We start from the raw sequence: 17,264 nt of genomic DNA, 5'->3' as shown, positions 1-17,264 counted from the left end.
TTCTGCCGAGCCCTCTGATCGTGCCGCCGGCCTTCAGGTCGTCGACGAAGTTCTGCACGTTCAGCAGGCCCGCGGTCGCGGTCGCGCCCGCGGTCAGCACGATCACGACGACCGCGGCGAGCACGAAGCGCCACCACGTGCCGGCGCGCGCGCGGCGCGGGAACTCGTCGTCGAACTGTTCGTGCTGGTAGCTCATGCGAGACCGCCCTCGATCGCATGCAACCCGCCGCCGGACTCGCCGTTGCGGTCCCGCGCCAGCCATTCCGGCAGCGTCCGCACGAAATCGGCCAGCGCCTCGCGGTAGCGCGTCAGCGAGGCGATCGAGACCCACTCGTCGGGGCCGTGGTGGCCGGCGCCGGAGGGGCCGAACTCGACCGCGGGGATCCCGGCGGCCAGGAACGAGACCGCGTCGGAGGCGCCGTCGCGGCCGATCGAGACGGCCTCGTCGTCGAGCGTGCGGGCGATCGCGTCGCGCAGCGCGCGCACGTACGGGTTCGTGCGCGAGACATGCGCGGGCGGCCGCGTCAGCGTCTGCTCGACCGTGACGTCGTCCATCGCGCGGATCTGCGCGAGGATCGCGCCCGGGTCCTGACCCGGCAGGTAGCGCACGTCGACGACCATCTCGCAGTGGTCGGGCACCTTGTTGAAGGCGTCGCCGCCGGCGATCCGGCCGAGGTTGATCGAGGGCCGGTCGAACAGCTCCGAGGACTCGCGCGAGAACGGCAGCGACTCGATCCGGCGGTAGACGTCGATCGCCTTCAGCACGGCGCTGTCGCCCAGCCACGGCGTCGAGCCGTGCGCAGAGCGGCCGGCGACGTCGATCCGCATCGCCAGCACGCCCTTCGCCTGCACGCCGATGTGCAGGTTGGTCGGCTCGCCGGTGATCGCGAAGTCGCCCCTGAAGCCGCCCGCGACCAGCTCGTCGGTCGAGCGCGCGTCGACGTCCTCGGACTCCTCGTCGGGCACGCACAGGAAGCGCACGCGCACGCGCTGCTGCGCGGCGCAGTCCTTCAGCGCGCACATCATCGCCGCGAGGCCGCCCTTCATGTCGTAGGCGCCGCGGCCGATCAGGCGGTCGCCCTCCGCGCGCGGGACGTACTGCTGCTCCAGCCCCGGCACGACGTCGAGATGGCCGTGCAGGATCACCGTCGGGGCGTCGGCGGGCCCGACCTCGGCGCTCAGCACCGGCAGCCCGTTGTGGGTCTGCTCGCGCACCTCGATGTCGCGCGCTTCCAGCCAGCCGCGCACGAACGCCGCCGCGGCCGCCAGCTCCTCGGCGCGCGACGTGTCGTAGGTGATGAGCCTCTCGGCGAGCGCGCGTTCGTCGACCACGGTCGGTCCAGGATAGAGATCCGGCGGGACCGGCCGATGACAAGGGGATGGGCGCAACGCCCGCAAACGTCCCGTAGAGGAGATCGCATGTCTCGAAAGCTGGCGCAGCTGCGCCGTCCGGCCCTCGCCACGCTCGGCGCAGGATTGCTGCTGGGCTCGGCCGCGCAGGTCGCGAGCGCCGCGCAGGGCGACCCCGGACAGGCGACGCGGATCTACGCCTGTGTCGCGGGCAACTTCAAGACGCTCAACCTGACGACGCCCCGCGGGCGTTGCGCCGGCGATCAGCAGAAGATCTCGTGGGCTGTCGAGGGGCCGGGCGGCAAGCAGGGCACGCGCGGGCCGAGAGGCGCCGCCGGCGCGAGAGGCGCGAGAGGCGCGAGAGGCGCCAAGGGCGACACCGGCGCGACCGGCGCGGCGGGCGCCAAGGGCGAGACCGGCGCGCAGGGCCCCGCAGGACCCGCCGGCCCCGCAGGACCCGCCGGCCCGGCCGGACCTGCCGGCACGGGCGGCTCGGGCGGCGGCGAGCAAGGGCCGGCCGGACCGCAGGGCCCGATCGGCCCAATCGGCCCGCAAGGCCCACAGGGCGAGCCCGGCAGAGACGGCGCCGACGGCGCCCCCGGAGCAACCGGCAGAGACGGTCCGCAGGGCGACCCGGGCGTCCCCGGAGCAGATGGCAGAGACGGCGCCCCCGGCCCCGCCGGCCCGACGCTGCTGAGCGCGAGCGCCAGCGGCACGCTGACGACGGAGCTCGGCGGCGTCACCGGCGACGCTCTCGCGCTGCCGCTGTCGGGCGTCGCCGGCATCACCACGTATCCGTTCTCCGGTCCCGCGCCGTTCTCGTTCCAGCAGGTCGTCGCCGCGGACGTGACGCTGACGACGCTGCGCGTCAAGGGAAAGCTGACCAACAGCCAGACGTTGGTCGGTTCGACGGTCGAGATCTCCGCGACGCTCTACGGCAACGACGCCCCGACCGGGCTGACGTGCCCTGCGGTGTCTGGCCTCACCGGCATCGTCGCGAGCGGCACCGAGTTCGAAGCCGACTGCAGCGGCAGTGCCACGCTGAGCGCCGGCGATCTCGCCTACGTCCGGGTCAAGGCGACCGTCATCGCCGGACTCGACGTCGCCACGAGAACAGACGTGGAGGTCACCGCCGGACTCTCCTGAGCACGGCGAAGGGCCCGCTCGGCGAGCGGGCCCTTCGATCCCAACAAACTGCTGTGCCAGGCTCTAGGAGCCCGACGCGATCCGCTCGAACGCCTCCCAGCGGCGTCTGTCGCGGGCGGCGATACGCTGCTGCTCGGAGTGGGCGTCGGCTCTCGCGTACGCCTCGTCCGCCATCCGCAGCTTCTCTCTCAGATCCGCCAGGTCGAGCTGGTCGGGCGCGTGCGCCTCCTCGACGAGGATCAGCACGCCGCCGTCCTCGGCGACCTGCAGATAGCCCTCGCCCTGCGCCAGCGTGACGATCTCGCTGTCGGAGCGGTAGAGCCGCAGCTCCGCCGGGTCCAGCATCGCGAGCAGCGGCTGGTGCTTGGCGAGGATGCCGATCGATCCCTCGACCGTCTTGGTCGCGATCATCTCGACATCGTCGTTGAAGACCTCACCCTCGGGGGTGAGGACCTCGACCTTGAACGTCGTGCGGGCCACGGCGCTCCCCTAGCCCTTCTTCGCGGCCTCGACGACGTCGTCGATCGTGCCCTTGAGCAGGAAGACGCGCTCGGGCAGCTCGTCGTGCTTGCCCTCGATGATCTCCTTGAAGCCGCGGATCGTCTCGGCGATCGGGACGTAGGAGCCGGGGGTGCCGGTGAACTGCTCGGCGACGTGGAACGGCTGCGACAGGAAGCGCTCGACCTTGCGCGCGCGCTGCACGATCACCTTGTCCTCGTCCGACAGCTCGTCGATGCCGAGGATCGCGATGATGTCCTGGAGCTCCTTGTAGCGCTGCAGGATCTCCTTGACCTCGTTGGCGACCGCGTAGTGCTCCTCGCCGAGGATGTCCGGCTTGAGGATCGTCGAGGTCGAGTCGAGCGGGTCGACGGCCGGGTAGATGCCCTTCTCCGAGATCGAGCGCGAGAGCACGGTCGTCGCGTTGAGGTGGGCGAACACCGACGCCGGCGCCGGGTCGGTGAGGTCGTCTGCGGGCACGTAGACGGCCTGCACCGAGGTGACCGAGCCCTGGCGCGTCGAGGTGATGCGCTCCTGCAGCTGGCCCATCTCCGACTCGAGCGTCGGCTGGTAGCCGACCTGTGACGGCATACGGCCGAGGAGGGCGGAGACCTCCGAGCCGGCCTGCACGAAGCGGAAGATGTTGTCGATGAAGAGGAGCACGTCCTGGCCCTCGTCACGGAAGTACTCGGCCATCGTCAGGCCGGACAGCGCGACGCGCATGCGGGCGCCGGGCGGCTCGTTCATCTGACCGAAGACGAGCATCGTCTTGTCGATCGTGCCCGACTCCTTCATCTCGAGCCAGAGGTCGTTCCCCTCGCGCGAGCGCTCGCCGACGCCGCAGAAGGCCGACAGGCCGCCGTGCTCGCGCGCGAGGTTGTCGATCAGCTCCTGGATCAGGACCGTCTTGCCGACGCCGGCGCCGCCGAACAGGCCGACCTTGCCGCCCTTGGCGTACGGCGCGAGCAGGTCGATGACCTTGATGCCCGTCTCGAACATCTCGGTCGTCGGGGTCAGGTCCTCGACGTCCGGGGCCTTCGCGTGGATCGGACGGCGCTCGGTCGCCTCGACGGGGCCGCCGAGGTCGATCGGGTCGCCGAGCACGTTGAAGATGCGCCCGAGCGTGCCACGGCCGACCGGCACCGTGATCGGTCCGCCGGTGTCGTGAACCTCCGTGCCGCGTGCAAGACCGTCGGTCGAGTCCATCGCCACTGCGCGGATGCGATCGTCGCCGAGGTGCTGCTGGACCTCGCAGACGAGCACGCCGTCCTCGCCGCGGTCGATCGTGATCGCGTTGTTGATGTGGGGCAGGCCGTTCGGGAAGACGGCCTCGATCACGACGCCCTGGATCTCCTCGATGCGCCCGACATGCTGCGTCTGGGTCTCTGCGGTGGCTGACATTGGTTTCTCGGTATCTCCTTAGAGCGTCACTGGCTAGCCGAGCGCTTCGGCGCCGGCGACGACTTCCATGATCTCCTGCGTGATCTCGGCCTGACGGGCGCGGTTCATCTCGAGCGTGAGGTCGTCGATGATGTCGCCCGCGTTGTCGGAGGCGCTGCGCATGGCGGTCATGCGGGCACCGAGCTCCGACGCGGTGCTCTCCAGCAGCGCGCGGAAGATCGAGATCTCGACGTAGTCCGGCACGAGCCGCGCGAGGATCTCCTCGGGCTCGGGCTCGTAGTCGACGAGCGCGTGCGCGTGCGCTCTGCCGGCGGCGTGGGCGTCGTCCTCGTGCTCCTCGAGGATCGTCGCCTTCTGCAGCGGCAGCAGCGTCTCGCGGCGGACCTCCTGCGACATCGGCGAGATGTAGCCGTTGTAGAGGATCTCGACGCGGTCGACCTCGCCGTCGACGTAAGCCGCCGTCAGCGCATTCGCGATCTCACGCGCGTTCGCGTACGTCGGACGCTCCGTGAAGCCGGTGAAGCCCTGCTCGGGCGCCCGGTTGCGGAACGTCAGCGACGAGACGCCGCGGCGGCCCGTCGCGTAGTAGACGACCTCGCGGCCGTCCGCCTCGTGCTCGTCGGCCGTGCGCAGGCCGGCGCGCACGATCTGCGAGTTGAACGCGCCCGCGAGGCCGCGGTCGGCCGTGACCAGCAGCAGCGCGACGCGCTCCTCGTTCTCGCGGTCGGCGAGGATCGGCAGCGCCGGCACGTCGCCGGCCGCCTCCGCCGCCTGGCGCGTCATGCGACGGATCGCGCCCGCGTACGGACGCAGGGCGGAGATCCGCGACTCGGCGCGGCGCAGACGCGCCGCGGCGACCATCTCCATCGCGCGGGTGATCTTCTGGATGTTCTTGACCGACGCGATGCGGTTCTTGACGTCTCGCTGAGCCATGGGCTGTTGCGGGCTGGTCTGAGTCGCGCGAACTGCGCGTTAGACCGCCGCTGCCTCCTGCTCGCGCGTCGCCGAGTCCGCCGTCTCGCCGTTGGCCGGCGCTGCCGCCGGACGGGCTCTCGGAGCGGCTCTGTCGTCCATCGGCTGACCCTCCTCGTCGAGGTCGTAGCCGAAGTCCTGGGCGAAGCGGTCGACCAGCTCCTTGACGGCGGCCTCCGTCTCGTCGGACCAGTCGCCGCCGGCGATCGCCTTGCGCAGGTCGGCCGCCTCGGAGTGCGCGCGACGCGTCAGGTCGATCAGGAACTTCTCGACCTTGTCGACGTCGATGCGGTCGAGGAAGCCGTTGGTCGCCGCGTACAGCTGGATGACCTGGTCCTCGACGGCGAGCGGCGAGCGCTCGTTCTGGTTCAGCGTGCGCACGAGCCGGTTGCCGCGCGCGAGCGTGCGCTGCGTGTCGGCGTCGAGGTCGGAGCCGAACTGCGCGAACGCCTCCAGCTCGCGGAACTGCGACAGCTCGAGCTTGATCTTGCCGGCGACGCGCTTCATCGGCTTGATCTGCGCGTTGCCGCCGACGCGGGAGACGGAGATGCCGACGTTGATCGCCGGGCGCACGCCGGAGTAGAACAGTCTCGGCTCGAGGAAGATCTGCCCGTCGGTGATCGAGATCACGTTCGTCGGGATGTAGGCCGAGACGTCGCCGCCCTGCGTCTCGATGATCGGCAGCGCCGTCATCGAGCCGCCGCCGAGGTCGTCGTTGAGCTTGACGGAGCGCTCCAGCAGGCGCGAATGCAGGTAGAAGACGTCGCCCGGATACGCCTCGCGGCCCGGCGGGCGGCGCAGCAGGAGCGACATCTGGCGGTAGGCGTACGCGTGCTTGGTGAGGTCGTCGTAGGTGACGAGCGCGTGTCTGCCCTTGTAGAGGAAGTACTCCGCCATCGCGGCGCCGGCGTACGGCGCCATGAACTTGATCGGAGCGGCCTCGTCGGCGGCGGCGGCGACGATGATCGTCGAATCGAGCGCGCCGGCCTCGGCGAGCGTCTCGGCGATGCCGACGACCGTCGCGAGGCGCTGGCCGATCGCGACGTAGACCGAGACGACGCCCGAGTCCTTGTTGTTGATGATCGTGTCGATCGCGATCGCCGTCTTGCCCGTCTGGCGGTCGCCGATGATCAGCTCGCGCTGGCCGCGGCCGATCGGGATCATCGCGTCGATCGCCTTGAGGCCGGTCTGCATCGGCTCGGTGACGGGCTGGCGCTGGACGACGCCCGGAGCCTTGAACTCGGCCGGACGGAACTCCGTCGTCTCGATGTCGCCCTTGCCGTCGAGCGGATTGCCGAGCGGGTCGACGATGCGACCGAGCAGCGCCTCGCCGACGGGGATGTCGAGCAGTCTGCCGGTGCGCTTGACCGTGTCGCCCTCGACGATCTGCTGCCAGTCGCCGAACAGCACGACGCCGACGTTGTCGGACTCGAGGTTGAGCGCGAGGCCGGTGACGTCGTTGGGGAGCTCGAGCATCTCGAACGACATGCAGTTCTCGAGCCCGTGCACGCGGGCGATGCCGTCCGCGACGGACAGCACGGTGCCGACCTCGGTCAGGTCGGCGCTGCCGCTGTCGAGGCCCTCGATGCGGCTCTTCAGAATGGAGGTGATCTCGTCGGGCTTGATCTGCATGGTGGGGTTCTTTGGCTCCTAGGGCAGGCGCTCAGGCCTGCGCGACGTGCTTGCGAAGTTGGTCCAGGCGGTGCTTGATCGAGGCGTCGAGGATCTGGTTGCCGACCCGCAGCACGATGCCGCCGAGGATCGACGGGTCGACCTTGCTGGTCAGCTCGACGGTCTGTCCGGTCTGCTCGCCGATGCGGTCGCCGATGCTCTTCACGGTAGCTTCGTCGAGGTCGATCGCACTGGTCACCTCGACCGGCAGCAGCTTCTTCTCCTCGTCGTACAACCGCTCGAACTCCGCGCGGACGCGGAAGACGGCGGGCATGCGATGGCGCTCCAGCAGCGTCTCGAGGAAGTTGACGAACGTCTCGTCAGCGCCCTCCAGCGTTCTGCGCAGACCCTCCTTCTTCTCGTCCGTGGAGAAGTACGGCGAGAAGAAGAAGACCGCGAGGTCATGGTTTCTGTCGAGCGCGTCGGCGTACTGGCCGAGCTGCTCGCGCACGACGTCGAGCTTGCCGTGTTCCTTGGCAACCTCGAACAGCGCGCGCGAGTAGACCTGGGCGATCTCTTCCATGGGGACCTAGTTCCTCCGGTCGCCGGACAGCTGCGTGAAGTCCAGCTCCGACAGCGCCTCTTCGACGAGCCGCTTCTGGTCGTCCGGGGAGAGCGTCTTCTTCGTGACCTTCTCGGTCGCCTGCACGGTCAGGTCGGCCACCTCGCGGCGGATCTCCTGGATCGCGCGCTGCGTCTCGGCCTGGATGTCGCGCTTGGTCTGCTCGAGCATGTCCTCGCGCTTGTCCTTCGCCGCGTCGAGCGCCTCGCGCTCGGCGACCTCGCCGGCACGCTCCGCCTTCGCGACGATCTCGTCGGCCTGGCTGCGCGCCTCGGCCAGCCGCTCGCGGTACTCGGCGAGCAGCTGATCGGCCTCCTGGCGGGTGCGCTCAGCCGCGTCGATCGAGTCCTCGATCTGCGTCTGGCGCTGGTCCAGGACTCTGGTGATCTGCGGCCAGGCGTACTTGCGCAGCACGAACAGCGCCACGAGGAACGCCAGCAGCGTCCAGATCATCAGACCGGGGACGACTCTGACGAGCGGATTCAGCCCGTCGTCGCTCTCGGTCGCAGCCGTGACGAGGGGCGCCGCGATGTTGTCGATAGCGGCGAACATCGGCTTAGACGAAGAACGCGATCAGGCCGGCGATGAATCCGTAGAAGACGGTCGCCTCGGTGAGCGCGAAGCCGAGCCACTGGATCGACTGGATGTCGTCTCTCAGCTCCGGCTGACGCGAGACCGCCTCGATCGTCTTGCCGAAGATGAAGCCGAGGCCGATGCCCGTACCGAGCGCGGCAAGGCCGGTGCCGAGGCCGAGGCCGATCGCGCGTCCGGCCGTCTCGCCCGTCGCAGTTGCGGCGTCGACTGCAGCCTGTGCGGTGATCAGGATCAGGTCCACTTGCGGGTTCTCCTTAGTGACCCTCGGCGACGGCGCCGCCGAGGTAGATCGCGGTCAGTGTGCTGAAGATGAATGCCTGGAGCGTTGCGACCAGGCCGATCTCGAAGATGAAGAAGACGACGGCCAGCGTCCCGGTCGAGATGCCGAGGATCACCGAGCCGAAGACGCCCATCCCGAGCAGGACGACGAGACCACCGGCCATGAAGAGGATCAGCAGGTGGCCGGCGAGGATGTTGGCGAACAGACGCAGTGAGAGCGAGATCAGCCGCACGAAGTGCGACAGCGCCTCGATCGCGAGGATCGGGCCGACCATGAAGCCCTCGACGCCCTTCGGCACCCAGCTGCGGATGTAGCCGATCGGGCCGTGCGCGCGGACGCCCTCGACGTGGTACGAGATCCACACGACGAGCGCCAGCACCAGCGGGACGGAGATGTTCGCCGTCGCGGCGTAGAGCGCGAACGAGGGGATCTCCAACCCGAAGAGGCTGAACTTCTCGTGCGTGTTCGTCGGCAACGGGATGTACCCGATCATGTTCGAGAACCAGATGAAGAGGAACAGCGTGGCGATGAAGGGGAACCACTTCGCCGCCATTCTCGAGTCCATGTTGCCGCGCGTGATGTTGTCGCGCATGAGGCCGAACGCCAGTTCGACCGTCGTCTGCAGGCGCCCGGTCGGCCGCGTCGCCATGCGGCGGGCCGCGTAGATCATCACGACGCACGTGAGGATCGTCGCGACGACGACGTAGAAGACGGCCTTGTTGATCGACAGGTCGAGCCCGCCGATTCTTATGTCGATCCAGCTCGGAAGCGCGAACTCCTCAGAAGGGTTCAGCGCGGGCTCGTTCGCCGGGTCGGTGGTCCCCTGCGCGAGCGCCGCAACCGGCGACAGCAGCAGGACGGCGACGAGCGCCGTGGCCGAGGCGAGGAGCAGGCGGAGATGACTGCGCAGGTTCAAGAGGTTCGCTCCGGGTGGTTCTGCGGTGCACGCATGATGAGTGAGATCACGAGATAGGTGGTGAAGACGGCGAGCGCGAGCACCGCGGCAGCGAGCCCGGCGTCACGGTCGACGATGCCGACGGCGAAGATCGTAAGGGCAAGCAGCCATGAACGTCCGATCAACGACCCGGCCATGAAGCCGAAGAAGCGTCTGGCGTCCTCTTCCTGGGCTGCTTTGCGCTCCAGAACGGCCTGCAGCGCCTTCTGCCCGATCCAGGCGACGGTGGTCGCGGCCCAGCCGAGCAGGGGCTCGCCGCTGACGATGAAGATCGGCAGCGCGAGCAACAGCAGGACGACGTCGAGTTGACGGAGAAAGATCATGGCTCAGTTGTCAGAGGTCACCGAAGTGCGCACGTACCAGCGCGATGCCGGCGGCGAAGCCTACGCCCAAGCCGACGATCAACAGCGGTATGGGCGCGCCCACGAGCGCCCCAAGCCCCAGTCCCACGCCGGCGCAGAACAGCACGGCGGCGATCAGGATCGAGCCGGCGACGGCCCCGCGGGTCGGCGGACGGTCGTTCATCGTCTGGATGCTGCTCTGGGAGGTCGGGGGGGCACATGGGGGGCGTTACCGCCAGAACGTAAAAAGAACCCACTGACAGGCAGTTCCGTCCCCGCGGGCCTTGCGGAAGAGCGGCTGCCTAGTGGGCTTATGAAGAGCTTACCTGCTCTAACCCGCTTGTAACAACTTCGTGACAGTCGCAACTCTCTGTCACGTGCGCGTACGCGCACGCGTGTCGGACGATGGATGCAGGACCGGCAACAGGTGCGTCGCCGTCCTGACATGCGCGACCACTCGAATCTTCTCGATAGGCTGGCCCGAATGGCATCCCTGAGCCGACGGACGCAGGCGCAGAACAGCAAGCGCGCCGCCGTCGAGCGCAGTGTCCTCGAGGCGACCGCGCAGCTGCTGGAGGAGGGCGCCGCCTACGCCGACCTCGGGATCGAGCGGATCGCGACGCGCGCCGGCATCTCGCGCACGGCCTTCTACTTCTACTTCCGCGACAAGCGCGAGCTGCTGATGCGCCTGACCGACGGCGTCGCCGAGGAGCTGTTCGCGGAGGCGGGCCGCTGGTGGTCGGGCGCCGGACGCGGCGAGCCGGAGCTGCGCGCGGCGCTGGACAAGATCGTCGGCATCTACAGCCGTCGCCCCGCGCTGCTGCGCGCGATCGTCGAGGCGTCCGCCTACGACGAGCAGGTCGCGCGCTTCTGGCGCGCGCTCGTCGGCCGCTTCATCGACGCCACGCGCGAGCGGATCGAGCGCGAGCAGGCGGCCGGGCGCGTCGACGCGGCGTTGCCGGCGCAGGCGACCGCGTTCGCGCTCGTCTGGATGACCGAGCGCAGCGTCTTCGAGCGGCTCGTCAACGAGGGCGCGGTGCAGCCGCAGCCGCTCGTGGACGCGATGCTGGGGATCTGGCTCGCCGCCGTCTACGGCGCGCGCTGAGACGCCGGCGGGGCGGCGGGCGGCGCCGGCCCGGGCGGCGGCGGGGGCTGAGAGCCGGGCCGCTGGTCCTCCAGCGCGCCGAACTCCCCCGTCTCCAGCTCGCTGGAGACGCGCTCGTCGATCTCGTCCTCGCTCGCGTCCGGATCTGTGCGGCGCAGCTGCCAGGCGCGCAGGCGCTTCAGCTTGAGGATCTCCAGCACGACGACGAGGTAGACGCTCGCGCCGACGACGAACAGCGCCAGCGCGCCGATCACGAGCGACCAGCCGAGGTTGAAGTTGCCGTGGTTGTCCGTGTACGGGATGAACCGCATCGCGACGGCCAGGCCGGCCAGCAGGATCGTCCAGGCGTACAGGTAGAGGACCGTGCGGCGCTGGCTGAAGCCGATCCGCGAGAAGCGGTGGTGGAAGTGCTGCGCGTCCGCGGACCACGGCGCACGGCGGTATTTCAACCGCCGCGCGATCACGAAGCCGGTGTCGAGGAACGGGACGGCGAGGATCGCGAGCGGGCCGACGAGCGCGATCAAGGCGTTCGTCTTGAGCGAGCCCTGGACCGCGACGCAGCCGAGCAGGAAGCCCAGCAGCAGCGCGCCGCAGTCGCCCATGAAGATCGAGGCCGGGTGGAAGTTGTGGAACAGGAAGCCGAGCGCCGCCCCCGCGACGATCGCCGCGAGCACGCCGGCGCCGGTGCGGCCGAGGTCGAACGCGATGATCGAGAACGCGACGGCGCTGATCGAGCAGACGCCGGCCGCGAGCCCGTCGACGCCGTCGGAGAAGTTGACGACGTTCATCAGCGCGACGAGGCCGAACACCGTCAAGACGCCGCCGACGTCGCCGAACTGCAGCGCGCCGAGGAACGGAAACGTGATGTTCTCGACCTTCACCCCCGCCGCGACGGGGATGATCGCCGCGACGATCTGGCCCAGCAGCTTCCACTGCGGCGGCAGGTCGACGACGTCGTCGATCGCCCCGACGGCGGCGATCAGCGCGGCGCCGAGCAGGATCCCGCGCGTCTCCTCGGTGATCGGCAGCCAGATCGCTGACGCGACCAGCACGCCCGCGAGAATCGCCAGGCCGCCGAGCAGCGGCGTCACGCGCGCGGCCAGGCCGCGGTCGCGCGGCTCGTCGACCGCGCCGATCCGCACCGCCAGCCGCGCCACCAATGGGGTCGTCAACGCCGCGACGGCCAGGGCGACGAGAAAGGCGAAGACGGCGTCGAGCTCGTTCATGCCGGGTTTGAAGTCTGCCAGGGGCGGTGGACCGCGGTGTTACCGCGAGCTCGCCGACGCGCGTGTCAGACGGTGGCGGCGGTGCCCAAGTGGGCGTACAGCGGGTGCTTCTCGGCGAGCGCCTGGACGCGCTCGGCCAGCTCCGCCCTGCTGCCCTCGAACGCCGGCGTCAGCGCCGTCGCGAGGATTCTGCCGATCTCGTGGAAGTCCTCGACCGAGAAGCCGCGCGTGGCGAGCGCCGGGGAGCCGATCCGCAGGCCGCTGGAGACCATCGGCGGGCGCGGGTCGAACGGGACCGCGTTGCGGTTGACCGTGATGCCGATCTCGTGCAGGCGATCCTCGCCCTGCTGGCCGTCGAGCTCCGAGGCGCGCAGGTCGACGAGCACGAGATGGACGTCGGTGCCGCCCGTCAGCACGCTGACGCCGGAGGAGGCGTCGGCCAGCAGCTCGCTCGCGAGCGCCTGCGCGCCGGCGATCGTGCGCTGCTGACGTTCCTTGAAAGCGTCGCTCATCGCGATCTTGAACGCGACCGCCTTGCCGGCGATCACGTGCTCCAGCGGGCCGCCCTGCTGGCCCGGGAAGATCGCCGAGTTGATCGCTCTTCTGTGCTCTTCTCTGCAGAGGATCAGGCCGCCGCGGCCGCCGCCGATCGTCTTGTGCGTCGTCGAGGTCACGACGTCCGCGTACGGAACCGGGCTCGGGTGCAGGCCGGCGGCGACGAGGCCCGCGAAGTGGGCCATGTCGACCATCAGCAGCGCGCCGACCTCGTCGGCGATCTCGCGGAAGCGGGCGAAGTCGAGCTGGCGCGGGTACGCCGACCAGCCGGCGAGCAGCAGCTTCGGCTTGCGCTCGCGGGCGATCTTGGCGACCTCGTCCATGTCGATCCGGCTCGTCTCGCGATCGACCTGGTAGGGCGCGATGTCGTACAGACGGCCGGAGACGTTGATTCTCATGCCGTGGCTGAGGTGGCCGCCGTGCGCCAGCTCCAGGCCCATGATCGTGTCGCCCGGCTTCAGCAGCGCGTGGTAGACGGCCGTGTTGGCCTGCGCGCCCGAATGCGCCTGGACGTTGGCGTGCTCGGCGCCGAACAGCTCCTTCGCGCGGTCGATCGCGAGCTGCTCCGCGATGTCGACGAACTCGCAGCCGCCGTAGTAGCGGCGACCGGGGTAGCCCTCGGCGTACTTGTTCGTCAGCACGCTCCCCTGCGCGTCGAGCACCGCCTGCGGGACGAAGTTCTCCGAGGCGATCATCTCGAGCGTCTTCTGCTGGCGCTCCAGCTCGCGCTCGAGGACGTCCGCGATCTCGGGATCGACCTCGGCGAGCGGCTTGTTGAAGAAGTCGGACGGCAGGTCGGTCATGCGGAAGTCTCCATTGCGATCTTCATGGCGGCGGGGCCAGCGTACCAATCACCACACCGGTCGCAGCGCCGGCGCACGGCGGGGCGCCATCCGCCCCGCCGTGGAGTCTCTGAGCACTCAGCCGCGTCTGCGCGCGGGCGCGCGCTTCAGCGTCAGCGTGCGTCTGAACGTTCTGCCGCCGAGCGCGATCGTCACCGTCGTGCGCGCCGAGCCGAGCTGGCGGAGGCGTCTGAGCGCCGTTCCGCGGACGGTCAGCGAGATCTTGACGGTGCCGCGGGCCGAGACCGCGAACGGTGCCGAGAACGCGATCGCGGCACGGCGCTTCTGCTTCGGCAGCGTGAATCTGACGGTTCCGCTCGCCTTCGCCGGCGTCGCTCTGAACGTCAGCGTGAAGGCGTTGCGGGCGTTGAGCGTGAGCTTCGGCGGCAGCGTGCCGACCGTCGCCGCGGGCGTGGTCGGTCTGGCAGGCGGAGCCAGACCGCCTCCGGGCGTCGGCGTGCCGCCCGCACCCGGTCCCGGCGTGCCGCCCGCACCCGGTCCGGGCGTGCCGCCGTCGCCCGGTCCAGGCGTCCCGCCATCGCCCGGTCCAGGCGTGCCGCCGTCATCGCCGCCTCCCCCGGGCCCGTCGACCGGCGCCGCCGGCGTCGTGAAGCTGCGGTCCTCGCCGAGCGCGACGACCGTGCCGCCGCGCAGCGCGACGATGCGGAAGTGGTACGTCGTGCTCGCCGCGAGCCCGCCGACCGCGGTGCTGCGGGCGCTCGCGCCGCTGCCTGCGCCGGCCGACGCCGCCGGCGTGGTGCTGCCGTAGTCGGTCGTCGTGCCGTATTCGAAGGCGTAGTCGGTCGCGGCGCCCGCGGGGTCGAGCGTGCCGGCGAGCGTCGCCGCAGCGGCCGCGACCCCGCTCGCGTCGCCCGTCGCTGCGAGCGGCAGCGCCGGCGCGGTCGTCGCGCAGGCCGGCTGGCCGGCGTCGAGGCTCCAGGCGGTGAGGCTGCCGGTGTCGCCTCTGACGCTGTCCAGGACGCGCAGCGTCCAACTGCCGGCGCGCGGCTCGCCGTCGAAGCGGGCGAGCGGCTCGTCGGGCCGGAAGCGACCGCTGACCGCCGGGAGGTCGCCGCTCGGCAGGTTCTGGATCGACGCGCTCGCGCCGTCGTCCAGCTGCACGCCGGCGAAGCCGTCGAAGGCCGCGTTCCAGGAGCCCGGCTGCGACAGCAGCTCGACCGTCGTGCCGCTCGGCGAGGTCAGCAGCGCGCGCAGGTCGTTGCCATACGTGTGCGTGATCGACAGCGTCACGCGCAGTCCGGCGATCGCGCGACCGGCGCCCACCGACAGCGTCCGCGTGACGCCGTTGGGGTCCCCGTCCGGAATCGGGGCCGCGAGGTTGCTCGCGGACGCGAGCGGCTCCCAGCCGCTGCCGACCGGCAGCCTCAGCGGCAGCGAGACGTCGCCCTGATCGGTGCTGACGTGGAGCGCGAGCGCGACCGGCGCGCCGCACTGCGCCGCCGCCGGCAGCGTGACGGCGAACGGCGCCGCGCCGCCGGCTCTGGCGCCCGCCGCGATCGTGCCGTAGCCGACGCGCGACGTGCCGACGACGACGCCGGCCGAGCCGCTGAGCGTCGCGCGCACGTTCGTCAGCGGGATCGCCGCGGGGTTGTCGAGCTGGACGCTCAGCCGCGCCGCCTCGCCGGGCTCCAGGACGCCGTCGCCGTCGCCGATCGGGGCGGCGTCGTCGAGCGCCGGTCTGCTCGCGGACGTCAGCGACGGCAGCGCGAACGACGCGGTCGCGCGTGTCGCGTTCGGGTCGGTCACGCTCGCGCCGTAGCCCATCCCGCGGTTGGCGAAGACCTGCCAGATCGTGTCGTGGTCTCTGCCGCCGGTCGCGAGGTCGGCCTGCAGGATCGCGTCGCGCTCGTCGAGGAACGAGGGGTTGTCGACGGTCGTCAGGCGCATCGCGTTCGTGACGAGGCCGCGCGCCGTCGTCGCGCCGACAGCCTTGCGCAGGTCCCACAGCGTCTGCGCCCAGATCTCACCGTCGTCGTGGACCTCGAAGCGCGGCCCGCTGCTGGAGGCGCCGACGCGACCGAGATCGTCGAAGCTGAAGCCGCCTCTGCCGGAGGTGGAGGTGCCGGCGCAGGCGGGCGCGGCCGAGCCGACCGAGCAGTCGAGCGCCTCGCGGCGGATCCCGGTCAGCGTGTTGCCCGTGACGTATTCGCCGACCGCGATCTCGCCGTCGGCCGCCGTGTCGGCCACGATGCCGGTGGCGACGAGGTAGTCGAACGCGTACCAGTCGCTCCAGCCCTCCCCCATCGCGCTGCCCTGCTGCCGCGCCAGCTGGCTGCCGGTGCCGCCCGCGACGAGGCGGTTGGAGAGGCCGTGGGTGTACTCGTGGTAGACGACGGAGGCGTCGTCGCCGGAGTTGACCGCCGGGAACGGGTTGGAGAACAGGTACATCTGCATCCGCGGCGACTGGCCGTCGGTCGGCGTCGACATGTTCGCGTTGTTGAGTCCGCTGTAGTCGTCGGCCTCGGCCAGCACCCGGTCGCCGCCCTCGAAGTTGCGCGAGCCGGCGTCGAAGCCGATCGGTGCCTGCGCGAGCCAGTCGTGGTACGTGTTGACGTAGTAGAAGAGCTGCGCCGTCGTCTGGCTGCGGTTGGTCGTCTCGCTCGCGCGGTTGGAGCCGTCCCACGTGCAGATGCCCGCGCCGCCGCCGAACGGCGAGCAGTACTGCAGCGCGGCCGGCGCGACCTGCTGCAGCGGATAGCTCCAGTTGCCGCCCGTCGCCGCGACCTGCTCGCCGGCGTTGACGCCGTTGGGCGCCCCGACGTCGGCGTAGGCGTGCGCGTTGGGGCCGAACAGGCGCGTGTCGCCCTGCGTGTCGCCGAGCCATCTGGCGAGGTCGACGGTGTCGGCCGGGGCGGCGCCGGGGTGGAAGTCGTAGACCTGCGCGCTGGCGAAGTCCGTCAGCGAGTTGCGCGCGAGCAACTCCCCGCTGTGCGCGTCGACGACGACGTCGTAGAGGAACGGCTGCTCGCCCGCGACCGTCACGCGCCAGGCCAACCGGTCGCCGTCGGGAGCGGCGAAGGCGACGAGGCGGGCAGCGTCGCCGTTGCTGAAGGTCGTGCGCCGCTCGGCGCCGGGGCGCGCGTCGGCGCGCGGCAGCGCGAGTGTGCCGCCGACGTCCCGCTGGACGATTCGCAGCGCCTGCGATGCGGTCAGCGCCGGCGTCGCGGTGGCGATCGAGAGGTCGGCCGACGGCGCGCCGCCGATGCTCAGCAGGCGCCCGTCGCTCGTCACGTTCGCGTTCAGGACGCTGTCGTAGGCCTCGACGCCGTCGCTCGTCTGCATCCACGTCAGGTGCGTCACGCCGTCGCCGGAGGTGGTGCGGCTCAGCAGCCGCAGCGCGGCGAGGTCGTCGCCGTCGAGGCCGAAGACGACCGGATGGTCGCGCACGTAGCCGAGCGCGACGGCGGCCGCGTCGTCGCCGCTGGGCGACGTCAGGAAGCCGTCGGTGCGGCCGATCGCGCGGATCCCGCCGCTGGTGCGATCGACGCTGAGCGAGGCCTCGGTCCCAAGCCGCTGCGCGAGCGCGTCGCGCGCGCGGTCGGTCGCCGCCGGCACCGGCGCGCGCTTGCCCGCGCGCACGTCAAGCTGCGGCCTGCCCGGATCCTGCGCCTGCACGGCGAGCGCGGGCGCCGCGGTCAAGGCAGCGGTGACCGCTGATGTGGCGGCGAGTGCCGCGATCCGGCGAAGACGATGCATCCGTGACCACCCTCGTGCAGCTCGGACCCGACCCTCATGGTCACAGCCC

General features: G+C 70.7%; 16 protein-coding genes and 1 pseudogene. 2 read left to right on the top strand and 15 right to left on the bottom strand.

The window, feature by feature from the left end:
• A pseudogene (locus Q7L65_RS21905) lies at window positions 1-196 on the bottom strand (hypothetical protein); the annotation flags it as partial.
• Window positions 193-1,332 (bottom strand): M20 family metallopeptidase, encoded by a 1,140-nt coding sequence (locus tag Q7L65_RS21900; RefSeq protein WP_304724521.1) that lies wholly within the window; start codon window positions 1,330-1,332, stop codon window positions 193-195. The gene Q7L65_RS21900 and the pseudogene Q7L65_RS21905, both read right to left, overlap by 4 nt.
• A gap of 87 nt (window positions 1,333-1,419) precedes the next feature.
• Between Q7L65_RS21900 and Q7L65_RS21895 the strand changes: the two genes are divergently transcribed.
• Window positions 1,420-2,496, top strand: a complete 1,077-nt coding sequence (locus Q7L65_RS21895; RefSeq protein WP_304724517.1) for a hypothetical protein — start codon at window positions 1,420-1,422, stop codon at window positions 2,494-2,496.
• A 63-nt stretch (window positions 2,497-2,559) separates the two neighbouring features.
• Here the strand turns inward: Q7L65_RS21895 and atpC are convergent, their stop codons facing one another.
• From atpC to Q7L65_RS21845, 10 genes are read right to left on the bottom strand one after another with little or no spacing between them, the layout of a single operon-like run.
• Window positions 2,560-2,976: an ATP synthase F1 subunit epsilon gene (gene atpC / locus Q7L65_RS21890; RefSeq protein WP_304724515.1), complete on the bottom strand. Its 417-nt coding sequence runs from the start codon at window positions 2,974-2,976 to the stop codon at window positions 2,560-2,562.
• A gap of 9 nt (window positions 2,977-2,985) precedes the next feature.
• Window positions 2,986-4,395 carry a F0F1 ATP synthase subunit beta gene (gene atpD, locus Q7L65_RS21885; protein ID WP_304724513.1) on the bottom strand — a complete coding sequence of 470 codons (1,410 nt, stop codon included), beginning with the start codon at window positions 4,393-4,395 and terminating at the stop codon, window positions 2,986-2,988.
• Window positions 4,396-4,428: 33 nt separating this feature from the next.
• Window positions 4,429-5,328, bottom strand: coding sequence for an ATP synthase F1 subunit gamma (atpG, locus tag Q7L65_RS21880; protein ID WP_304724511.1), 900 nt, complete (start codon window positions 5,326-5,328; stop codon window positions 4,429-4,431).
• 39 nt (window positions 5,329-5,367) lie between these two features.
• Window positions 5,368-6,999: a F0F1 ATP synthase subunit alpha gene (atpA, locus tag Q7L65_RS21875; protein WP_304724508.1), complete on the bottom strand. Its 1,632-nt coding sequence runs from the start codon at window positions 6,997-6,999 to the stop codon at window positions 5,368-5,370.
• A 31-nt stretch (window positions 7,000-7,030) separates the two neighbouring features.
• Window positions 7,031-7,561 carry an ATP synthase F1 subunit delta gene (gene atpH, locus Q7L65_RS21870; RefSeq protein ID WP_304724506.1) on the bottom strand — a complete coding sequence of 177 codons (531 nt, stop codon included), beginning with the start codon at window positions 7,559-7,561 and terminating at the stop codon, window positions 7,031-7,033.
• Between the two features lie 6 nt (window positions 7,562-7,567).
• A complete protein-coding gene (atpF, locus tag Q7L65_RS21865) occupies window positions 7,568-8,152 on the bottom strand; it encodes a F0F1 ATP synthase subunit B (RefSeq protein ID WP_304724504.1) in 585 nt (194 codons plus the stop codon).
• Window positions 8,153-8,156: 4 nt separating this feature from the next.
• Window positions 8,157-8,435 (bottom strand): ATP synthase F0 subunit C, encoded by a 279-nt coding sequence (atpE, locus tag Q7L65_RS21860; protein WP_304724502.1) that lies wholly within the window; start codon window positions 8,433-8,435, stop codon window positions 8,157-8,159.
• 13 nt (window positions 8,436-8,448) lie between these two features.
• On the bottom strand, window positions 8,449-9,390 hold the full coding sequence (gene atpB, locus Q7L65_RS21855; RefSeq protein WP_304724500.1) for a F0F1 ATP synthase subunit A: 942 nt from the start codon (window positions 9,388-9,390) through the stop codon (window positions 8,449-8,451).
• Window positions 9,387-9,752 carry a hypothetical protein gene (locus tag Q7L65_RS21850; RefSeq protein WP_304724499.1) on the bottom strand — a complete coding sequence of 122 codons (366 nt, stop codon included), beginning with the start codon at window positions 9,750-9,752 and terminating at the stop codon, window positions 9,387-9,389. Before Q7L65_RS21850 ends, atpB begins: the two co-directional genes overlap by 4 nt.
• A gap of 10 nt (window positions 9,753-9,762) precedes the next feature.
• Complete coding sequence (locus tag Q7L65_RS21845; RefSeq protein WP_304724497.1) at window positions 9,763-9,954, bottom strand: hypothetical protein; 192 nt, start codon at window positions 9,952-9,954, stop codon at window positions 9,763-9,765.
• Window positions 9,955-10,254: 300 nt separating this feature from the next.
• Between Q7L65_RS21845 and Q7L65_RS21840 the strand changes: the two genes are divergently transcribed.
• Window positions 10,255-10,875 (top strand): TetR/AcrR family transcriptional regulator, encoded by a 621-nt coding sequence (locus Q7L65_RS21840; protein WP_304724495.1) that lies wholly within the window; start codon window positions 10,255-10,257, stop codon window positions 10,873-10,875.
• On the opposite strand, the gene Q7L65_RS21835 is transcribed toward Q7L65_RS21840, so the two are convergent.
• The 3 genes from Q7L65_RS21835 to Q7L65_RS21825 all read right to left on the bottom strand — a co-directional run bounded on the left by Q7L65_RS21835 (window position 10,860) and on the right by Q7L65_RS21825 (window position 17,215).
• Entirely contained in the window at window positions 10,860-12,101 is a 1,242-nt protein-coding gene (locus Q7L65_RS21835; RefSeq protein ID WP_304724493.1) for a glycosyltransferase family 4 protein, read from the bottom strand. The two genes, Q7L65_RS21840 and Q7L65_RS21835, sit on opposite strands and share 16 nt — an antisense overlap.
• A gap of 65 nt (window positions 12,102-12,166) precedes the next feature.
• Complete coding sequence (glyA, locus tag Q7L65_RS21830) at window positions 12,167-13,459, bottom strand: serine hydroxymethyltransferase (RefSeq protein WP_304724492.1); 1,293 nt, start codon at window positions 13,457-13,459, stop codon at window positions 12,167-12,169.
• Window positions 13,460-13,576: 117 nt separating this feature from the next.
• Entirely contained in the window at window positions 13,577-17,215 is a 3,639-nt protein-coding gene (locus Q7L65_RS21825; protein WP_304724490.1) for a M36 family metallopeptidase, read from the bottom strand.
• Window positions 17,216-17,264 lie beyond the last annotated feature (49 nt).

This window comes from Conexibacter sp. CPCC 206217, from assembly GCF_030646165.1.
Classification (GTDB): domain Bacteria; phylum Actinomycetota; class Thermoleophilia; order Solirubrobacterales; family Solirubrobacteraceae; genus Conexibacter.
Note: the sequence above shows the minus strand (reverse complement) of the source record. Positions and strands in the feature narration are given on the sequence as shown.